This window comes from Variovorax sp. 20P10.2.4, from assembly GCF_058244205.1.
Window position 1 is genome coordinate 1 of record NZ_JBZAYE010000501.1, and the last position, 5,528, is coordinate 5,528.

Sequence of the window (5,528 nt, forward strand, 5' to 3'; positions counted from 1 at the left end):
GTGCGCGAGCGGCTCTCGCCCGACCACTGGAACCAGATCGTGCGCGCCGAGGCCGACTTCCTGCGCCGCGCCGCCGAGCAGGCCGGCGAAGGCAGCTTCGCCACCGGCGCGGCGCTGCGCTCGCTCGAATCGGCGAGCTCGGCGCTGTCGGCCATGACCGGCGCGCAGACCGACCGCATGACGCGCGACGATGCCTGGCGGCTGCTGTCGATCGGCCGCCACATCGAGCGCCTGAGCTTCCTCGCCAACGCCTTGCTCGCGGGTTTCCAGAACCACGCGGTGCACGAGGTCAGCGGCTTCGAGGCCATGGTCGCGCTGTTCGACAGCACCATCACCTTCCATGCGCGCTACCAGCAGCGCCGCGACGTCGCCACGCTGGTCGACCTGCTGGTGCTCGACGCCGAGAACCCGCGCTCGCTGGCCTGGGTCACGCAGACCCTGCGCGGGCGCATCGCGCGGCTCGCGGGCAGCGCGCCCGGCAAGCTCACGGCGCTGTCGTACGAGCTGCCCGACCCGGCCACCTGGACGCTCGAACACCTGTGCGACCCCGGCCCCGCCGACGGCGAGGACGGCCCCTATGCGGCGCTGGCCGCGCTGCTCGCGCACTGCGAGGCCGCGGCCTACCACGTGTCCGATGCCATCGGCATCCGCTACTTCACGCTGACCTCCGAATCGCTGCGCTCCGTGGGCGCCTGAGCCCGCGCTGCGCGCGCCGCGCGACCGACCATCCACCAACAACGACAACCTCAGGAGGGCTCCCCATGACCACGATCCATCGCCGCTTCGCACTGGCCGCCGGCCTCGCCGCGGTCCTCGCGCTCGCCGGCTGCGGCAAGCAGGAAGCCGCCGCGCCCGCCGCCGCTTCGGCAGCGCCGCCCGCCGCGCGCGTGCTGGTGGTGGGCACCGATGCCGCCTACACCCCTTTCGAATCGCAGAACGAGAAGGGCGAGATCGTGGGCTTCGACATCGACATCGTGAACGCCGTCGCGAAGAAGGCCGGCATCGAGGTGAAGTTCGTCAACACGCCATGGGAAGGCATCTTCAACACGCTGGACCAGGGCGACCGCGACTTCCTGGTGTCGGCCATCACCATCACGCCCGAGCGCCGCCAGACCATGGACTTCTCGCAGCCCTACTTCGATGCGCGCCAGCTGATCGCGATCAAGAGCGATGCGAGCGTGACCCGCTTCGAGGACCTGAAGACGCTCAAGGTCGGCGTGCAGAACGGCACCACCGGCGACGAAGTGGTCGGCAAGCTGCTGGGCAAATCGAGCGCGAACATCAAGCGCTTCGAATCGACGCCGCTCGCGCTCAAGGAGCTCGAGGCCGGCGGCGTGCAGGCGGTGGTGGCCGATAACGGCGTGGTGGCGCACTACCTCGCGAACAACGCGGGCGCGGGCTTCAAGACCGTGAGCGATGCCGGCTTCGCGACCGAGCAGTACGGCCTCGCCGTGAAGAAGGGCAACGCCGAGCTGCTCGCCAAGCTCGACAAGGGCCTGGCCGAGATCAAGGCCGACGGCAGCTACGACCGCATCTACGCCGCGCACTTCGGCGCCGCGTCGAAGTAACCCACGGCGCACGCCATGCGACTCCACGTCACCCACGAAACCCGCTACGAGTACTCGCCGCCGGTCGAGACCGCGCAGCACCTCGCGCACTTGCGGCCGCTGGTCACGCCCTCGCAGCGCCTGCTGAGCCACCGGCTCGCGATCGAGCCCTCGCCCGCGCAGCGCGTCGAGCAGGCCGACCTCTACGGCAACGTGCGCGCCTTCTTCGCGCTCGACACCACGCACGACAGCCTGGTGGTCACGGCCGAGAGCGTGGTCGAGACTTCGGCGCCCGTGCTCTCGAGCGCGGTGGCGCGCGAGCTGCCGTGGGAGTCGGTGCGCGAGCGCTTCCGCTTCCGCAAGGACGCGCTGTTCGACCCGGCCTCGGAGTTCGTCTTCCCCTCGCCCTACGTGCCGCGCCACGACGACTTCGTCGCCTATGCGCGCGCGAGCTTCGCGCCGGGCCGCCCGGCCTTCGACGTGGCGATGGACCTCACCGAGCGCATCCACCGCGACTTCGACTACGACGCCGACAGCACCGAGATCAACACGCCCGCGGTCGAGGCGCTGGCCCAGCGCAAGGGCGTGTGCCAGGACTTCGCGCACATCATGATCGCGTGCTTCCGCGGGATGGGCCTGCCGGCGCGCTACGTCAGCGGCTACCTGCTGACGCAGCCGGCGCCGGGCCAGCCGCGGCTGATCGGCGCCGATGCCTCGCACGCCTGGGTCTCGGTCTACCTGCCCGGCGAAGGCGACGGCCCCGACAGCGCCGGCGACTGGGCCGACTTCGATCCCACCAACGGCCGCCAGCCCGGCGAGGACTATGTGACGTTGGCGATCGGCCGCGACTACTCCGACGTCTCTCCGATGCGCGGCGTGCTGCACGGCGGCGCACGCCACACGCTGCACGTGGGCGTGACGGTGCAGCCGGTCGACGAGCTCGAGCCGCCGCAAGCCCCCGGCGGCGCAGGGCCTTCGGCCGCGGCGTCGCCTACGATCGCGGCTTCGCCGGTACAAACGCCGGTCGATTCCCCGCAGCCGCCCTCCGCGCGGCCGCCTTCACCACCGTCTCACCAGGAGCCTTCTTCATGAGCGTCTACGACAAGCTTTCCAGCCTCGGCATCACCCTCCCGCCGGTCTCGGTTCCGGCCGCCGCCTACGTGCCTTTCGTGCAGACCGGCAACCTCGTGTTCCTGTCGGGCCACATCGCCAAAAAGGACGGCAAGGTCTGGACCGGCCAGCTCGGCGCCGACGTCAGCACCGAACAGGGCAAGCAGGCCGCGCGCGCGGTCGCCATCGACCTGCTGGGCACGCTGCACGCGGCCTTGGGCGACCTCAACAAGGTCAAGCGCATCGTCAAGGTGATGAGCCTCGTCAATTCGGTCGGCAGCTTCACCGAGCAGCACCTCGTGACCAACGGCGCGAGCGAACTGTTCGCCGAGGTCTTCGGTCCCGAGAAGGGCGCGCATGCGCGCAGCGCCTTCGGCGTGGCGCAGATCCCGATGGGTGCCTGCGTCGAGATCGAACTGATCGCGGAGATCGGCTGATTCGCCTGCCGCAGTCCCTGTGGCTGGCACTGCCGCTCGCGACCATCGCGCCGCTGGCGGCCGCGGCCGACGAGATCCCGGCGCCGCTGCGCGAGCCGGTCGCGCGCTATGCCTGCCTCAGCTGCCACGGCATGGTGCGCAAGCAGGTGGGCCCGGGCTTCGCGCAGATCGCGGCGCGTTACCGCCACGATCCCGAGGCACCGGCCCGGCTGGCCGACAAGCTGCGCGACGGCAGCGTCGGTGCCTGGGGCCGCGTCATCATGCCGCGCCAGCCCCACATGAGCCTCGACGAATCGCGCCGGCTCGCGCAGTGGGTGCTGTCGCAGCCCTCCCCGCCCTGAATGTCTTCGCGACCATGACCGATGCACTGCTGATCTGCGACGTGCTGCCCGAATCCCGCGACGCGGTGAAGTTCGAGGCGCCGGGCCGCGGGCCGGCCTTCGTCGTGCGCTGGCAGGGCCGGGTCCATGGCTACCTCAACCAGTGCGCGCACGTGGGCGGACCGATCGATTTCGAGGGCCAGGTGCTCGAGCGCTCGGGCCGCTTCCTGATGTGCGCGCGGCACGGCGCGATCTACGAGCCCGACACGGGTTTGTGCGTGGGCGGCCCCTGCAAGGGTGCGCGCCTGGTGCCCCTGGCGGTGGAAGAGTCGGCCGACGGGAAGGTCTGGCTGCGCGCGGCCTGAGCCGGAGCGGGCGCCCCGGCATCGAGGATCTAATGCGCGGCCACGCCGCGTTCAGCCGTGCGCGCCTCGGCGCCGGTCCAGAAGTTCTCGGGCACGCCGCGCGGCTGCCGCTCCTCGATCTCGACCGTGACGCTGACCGAGATGTCGGCCGCCTGCTCGCGGCGCTTCAGAAAGCTTTCGAACTGGTCGAGGTAGTGATGTTCTTCATTCACGGATCGGGCCTCCATTTGGTTTTCGATACCAGAGGTTTTAATCCGTCGCAGCGTGTCGCCAAAGGTTGCGGATGCCGCCGCCGCGTGCAGGACAAGAGGCCATCGCCCCCGCCGTGCCGCTCTGGCAAGGCCTACGACCTCCCGTAGTTGTCAGGCCGCCTTCACCGTGCGCGCGCCGGTCAGGGTCGGCATCTCGGTCGCGCTCGAATTCACGTTCACGCTGCGGTCGAGCCGCAGGTAGCGCGAGGCGAAGCGGCAGGTCACGGTGTCGCGGAAGGCCGATTCGACGAAGGTCCAGCTCATGACGAAGGTGCGCTCGTCGAGCCATTCGCCGCTCGCCACCACGCGCATCACCGCGGGCTGGTACTCGTGGTGCAGGCGGTTGCCGGTCATGGTGGTGTCGCCCTCGATCGGCTTCCTGAGCCCCACCTGCACCGTGTGCGTGCCGCGCTCGTCCTCGAGCGTGAAGCTGCAGGCCTCGGCGCCGAAGTCCAGGCGCGCGGCCTTGATCCTGTCGGGGTTGTCGGGAAACTCGTAGCGCTGGCCCGACACGGCCGCGGCCACCGGCGACGCGGTCGGTCGCATCGGCGGCAGCAGGCGCAGGCCCGCCATGCGCCGGCGCAGCGCGGCGCTGGCCTGGCCGCCGTCGGCCGGTGCGTTCTCGAACGCGGCCGGGAAATGCTTGTAAAGCAGCCCCGCGTTGAAGCCGGCCTTCGGCGGCAGCGCCGCGTTGATCGCGAGCACCGCGTCGTGCGCGGGGAACACCACCGCGTACTGGCCGAACAGTCCGTCGGCGTTGTAGGCGCCGTTCGGGCCCAGCCACCACTGGTAGCCGTACTTGTCCTTGGTGTGCGGCTGGTGCACCGCGTCGACCCATTCCTTCGTGAGCACCTGCCGGCCGTTCCACACGCCGTTCTGCGCATGCAGGATGCCGAGCTTGAGCGAGTCGACGGTCTTCCAGCTCAGGCCGTTGGCGCCCGGCGAGATGCCTTCAGGCCCGACCTCCCACTCGTAGCCCGTGATGCCCAGCGGATCGAAGAAGCGCGGCTTGAGGTAGTCGGCCACCGGCTGGCCCGTGGTCTTGGTGACGATGGCCGACAGCATGTAGGTGGCGGCGCTGGTGTAGACGAACTGCGTGCCGGGCGGATTCACCACCGGGATCTTGAAGAACTCGGCGATCCAGCTGGTGCGGATCTGGCGCCACACCGAGCCCGAGGTCATGGCGGCATGGCCGGTGCGCATGGTCAGCAGGTCGCGCACCGTCATCGCCGCGAGGTTCGGGCTCACCACCGGCGGCAGGTGCTCGGGGAAGAAGGACACCACCTTGTCGTCGAGCCCGAAGCGCCCCTCGGCCACCGCCATGCCGACCGCGCAGACGGTCACGCTCTTGGTCAGCGAATGCGTCATGTGGCGGCGCTGCGGACCGTAGGGCTCCCACCAGCCCTCGGCCAGCACCTGGCCGCGGCGCCACAGCATGAAGCCATGCAGCTCGAAGGCGCCGCGCTCGGCCTCGTCGAGGAAGGCCAGGATCGCCGCC

At 70.3% G+C, this 5,528-nt stretch carries 8 protein-coding genes; 6 read left to right on the plus strand and 2 right to left on the minus strand.

Translation table 11 applies throughout. From position 1 onward, the window contains the following. The 6 genes from AC27VN_RS31315 to AC27VN_RS31340 form a co-directional block, all read left to right on the plus strand. A partial coding sequence (locus tag AC27VN_RS31315; protein ID WP_490879077.1) for an alpha-E domain-containing protein occupies positions 1 to 696 on the plus strand: 696 nt, incomplete at its 5' end. A 65-nt stretch (positions 697 to 761) separates the two neighbouring features. Continuing rightward, positions 762 to 1,568 carry a basic amino acid ABC transporter substrate-binding protein gene (locus AC27VN_RS31320; protein WP_490879078.1) on the plus strand — a complete coding sequence of 269 codons (807 nt, stop codon included), beginning with the start codon at positions 762 to 764 and terminating at the stop codon, positions 1,566 to 1,568. 15 nt (positions 1,569 to 1,583) lie between these two features. Continuing rightward, positions 1,584 to 2,639: a transglutaminase family protein gene (locus AC27VN_RS31325; RefSeq protein ID WP_490879079.1), complete on the plus strand. Its 1,056-nt coding sequence runs from the start codon at positions 1,584 to 1,586 to the stop codon at positions 2,637 to 2,639. Next, entirely contained in the window at positions 2,636 to 3,094 is a 459-nt protein-coding gene (locus AC27VN_RS31330; protein WP_490879080.1) for a RidA family protein, read from the plus strand. The genes AC27VN_RS31325 and AC27VN_RS31330 overlap by 4 nt, the downstream gene beginning before the upstream one ends. 131 nt (positions 3,095 to 3,225) lie before the next feature. Further along, positions 3,226 to 3,435, plus strand: coding sequence for a c-type cytochrome (locus AC27VN_RS31335; protein WP_261216040.1), 210 nt, complete (start codon positions 3,226 to 3,228; stop codon positions 3,433 to 3,435). A gap of 14 nt (positions 3,436 to 3,449) precedes the next feature. Beyond that, positions 3,450 to 3,779 carry a Rieske (2Fe-2S) protein gene (locus AC27VN_RS31340; RefSeq protein ID WP_093354716.1) on the plus strand — a complete coding sequence of 110 codons (330 nt, stop codon included), beginning with the start codon at positions 3,450 to 3,452 and terminating at the stop codon, positions 3,777 to 3,779. A gap of 29 nt (positions 3,780 to 3,808) precedes the next feature. Here AC27VN_RS31340 and AC27VN_RS31345 read toward each other — a convergent pair whose 3' ends face one another. Together AC27VN_RS31345 and AC27VN_RS31350 are read right to left on the minus strand one after the other, a co-directional pair. Beyond that, on the minus strand, positions 3,809 to 3,991 hold the full coding sequence (locus AC27VN_RS31345) for a hypothetical protein (RefSeq protein WP_143129335.1): 183 nt from the start codon (positions 3,989 to 3,991) through the stop codon (positions 3,809 to 3,811). Positions 3,992 to 4,141: 150 nt separating this feature from the next. Beyond that, positions 4,142 to 5,528 (minus strand): serine hydrolase domain-containing protein (locus AC27VN_RS31350; RefSeq protein ID WP_490879081.1); only part of this gene is annotated, 1,387 nt, incomplete at its 5' end.